Genomic DNA, 2,322 nt, shown 5'->3' on the forward strand with positions numbered 1-2,322 from the left:
GCCTACGACGTGAGCGACGTGCTGTCGATCACGGACGCCTTCCTGCTGGCGTCCGCACCCAACGACCGCCAGGTCAAGTCCATCGTCGACGAGATCGAGGAGCGGCTGCTGAAGGAGCTCGGCGTCAAGCCGGTGCGCCGCGAGGGCGACCGCGAGGCCCGCTGGGTCCTGCTGGACTACGTCGACATCGTCGTCCACGTCCAGCACAGCGAGGAGCGCGTCTTCTACGCCCTGGAGCGGCTGTGGAAGGACTGCCCCGAGCTCGAACTGCCCGAGGACGCCAGGGCCACCCGGGGCAAGGCCGAGGAGCACGCCAAGCTGCAGGCCGCCGAGGAGTCGGCGCAGCCGGGCGGTGAGTGGCGGTGACCGGCGCCGTCGCGGGGGCCGGCAGGGCTCCGGGCCGGGGCCGCCGCATCATCCTGTGGCGGCACGGCCAGACGTCCTGGAACGTCGAGCGGCGCTTCCAGGGCTCCACGGACGTGGATCTCACCGAGACCGGCGTCGGCCAGGCCCGCCGCGCCGCCCGGCTGCTGGCCTCCCTCGGGCCGGACGCGATCGTCTCCTCCGACCTCAGGCGGGCCGCGCGCACGGCCGGCGAGCTCGCCGCCCTCACGGGCCTGGAGATCGCCCAGGACGAGGGCCTGCGCGAGACCTACGCGGGCGTCTGGCAGGGCCTGACGCACGAGGAGATCATCGCCCGGTACGGCGAGGAGTACGCGGCGTGGAAGCGCGGTGAGCCGGTGCGCCGCGGCGGCGGTGAGCTGGAGACCGAGGTCGCCGACCGCGCCGCCCCCGTGGTGCTGCGCCACGTGGAGAAGCTGCCCGAGGACGGCACGCTCGTGGTGGTCAGCCACGGCGGGACCATCCGCACCACCATCGGCCGTCTGCTCGGCCTGGAGGCCCGCCACTGGGAGAGCCTGGGCGGCCTGTCCAACTGCTGCTGGTCGGTCCTCGGCGAGGGCCTGCGCGGCTGGCGCCTGCTGGAGCACAACGCCGGCACCCTGCCGGAGCCGGTCCTCGGCGACGACGACTGACCCCGTGCCGGCCGCCCCGGGGCCCTCGCCGAGCCCCGGGGGACCCGGATTTCACTTTCCGGCAGGTCGCAGGCTAAAGTTCTTCTTGTTCGCCCCGCCGGGCGGGAGAGAACGCAAGGGGCTATAGCTCAGTTGGTAGAGCGCCTGCATGGCATGCAGGAGGTCAGGAGTTCAATTCTCCTTAGCTCCACTGATCGGCACTCGGTCGAGTCGCCAAGGATCGGTGATGATGATCCCGTCCCTTCCGGGGGGCGGGATCTTCTGCGTTTCCCGGTTTCCGCTCCCGGCTTGAGTCACTTGGGCCCCGCGGGCGTATACCTCTGCGAAGGCGCTCTCGGCGTGCGCTTACGTGCCGGCCGGGGCGGTCGCGGCGGGTGCCGTGGCCGGACTGGTACCGAGGCGTCGCTGACCGTATTGGCCCGGCCGTGGCAGAATCAAACGGCCGGAAGGGGGCGCGGCCCGACGGGAGGGAGTAGCGATGCCTTCGAGCATCCTCGAGGAGGGCGGTCACCTCCTCGGTGCGGCGTTGACACGGGACACGGTCACCCGCCTCGTCTGCCCTTCCTGCGGTTCCCTCCACGTGGCCCAAGTCCTCGGCGACAACGGCGGGATCTCGTACGTGTGCACGGCCTGCGGCCACAGCTGGAGCTGATCGATGGGTGCACACAGGCGAAAGTGCGACTGGTGCGGCAGCGGTACGCCGATCGTCCGCGACATGGAGCCGATCAACCCCGACTACCAGTACTGGTGCGAGGAGTGCGCGCGGGCGCTGATCATAAAAGGCGACCCCATCGAGACCTACCGGGAGCTGGAGGGCGAGCCGATCTACGGCCGGCTGCTGGAGGAGCACTGCACGCTCAAGCGGTTCTACTCCTTTGTGACCGCCTAGCTCCCGAACTCCCCATCCGCCCTGGATATACCCGGCCTCCCGGGCAAACCGGGCACCGGGAAAACCGATTTGGTGCTGCGCCGCCGGGACCTGTAATGTTGGCGTCGCCGCCGGGGAAACCGGGCGGGGTACAACAAGGGGCTATAGCTCAGTTGGTAGAGCGCCTGCATGGCATGCAGGAGGTCAGGAGTTCAATTCTCCTTAGCTCCACAGAAGTCGAGGGCGGTCATCCGGAAGGATGACCGCCCTCGACGCTTGCGTGCCCGGAAATCGCGCGGGTTCTCAAAGCCGAACGGCGGGCCACCCCGTCGAAGGGGCGCCCGCCGTGCGCGTGTCTCAGCGGCCCAGGGCGCGCCGGCCGCGGCCCTGGGAGAGGACCGGCAGGTTGCGCTGCGCGCC

General features: G+C 70.4%; 4 protein-coding genes and 2 tRNA genes. All 6 read left to right on the forward strand.

Annotated elements, in window-relative coordinates:
- On the forward strand, positions 1-366 hold a 366-nt coding region (rsfS, locus tag IE249_RS00065; protein WP_229857118.1), incomplete at its 5' end, for a ribosome silencing factor.
- Positions 357-1,034, forward strand: a complete 678-nt coding sequence (locus IE249_RS00070; protein ID WP_189702703.1) for a histidine phosphatase family protein — start codon at positions 357-359, stop codon at positions 1,032-1,034. The genes rsfS and IE249_RS00070, both read left to right, overlap by 10 nt.
- A 117-nt stretch (positions 1,035-1,151) precedes the next feature.
- Positions 1,152-1,224, forward strand: a tRNA-Ala gene (locus tag IE249_RS00075).
- Between the two features lie 288 nt (positions 1,225-1,512).
- A complete protein-coding gene (locus tag IE249_RS00080; RefSeq protein WP_189702704.1) occupies positions 1,513-1,686 on the forward strand; it encodes a hypothetical protein in 174 nt (57 codons plus the stop codon).
- Between the two features lie 3 nt (positions 1,687-1,689).
- Positions 1,690-1,923 carry a hypothetical protein gene (locus IE249_RS00085; protein WP_006136074.1) on the forward strand — a complete coding sequence of 78 codons (234 nt, stop codon included), beginning with the start codon at positions 1,690-1,692 and terminating at the stop codon, positions 1,921-1,923.
- 137 nt (positions 1,924-2,060) lie between these two features.
- Positions 2,061-2,133: transfer RNA gene (locus tag IE249_RS00090), tRNA-Ala, on the forward strand.
- Positions 2,134-2,322: the final 189 nt, after the last annotated feature.

Origin of the sequence: Streptomyces anandii JCM 4720 (assembly GCF_014650655.1) — a bacterium.
Classification (GTDB): domain Bacteria; phylum Actinomycetota; class Actinomycetes; order Streptomycetales; family Streptomycetaceae; genus Streptomyces; species Streptomyces anandii.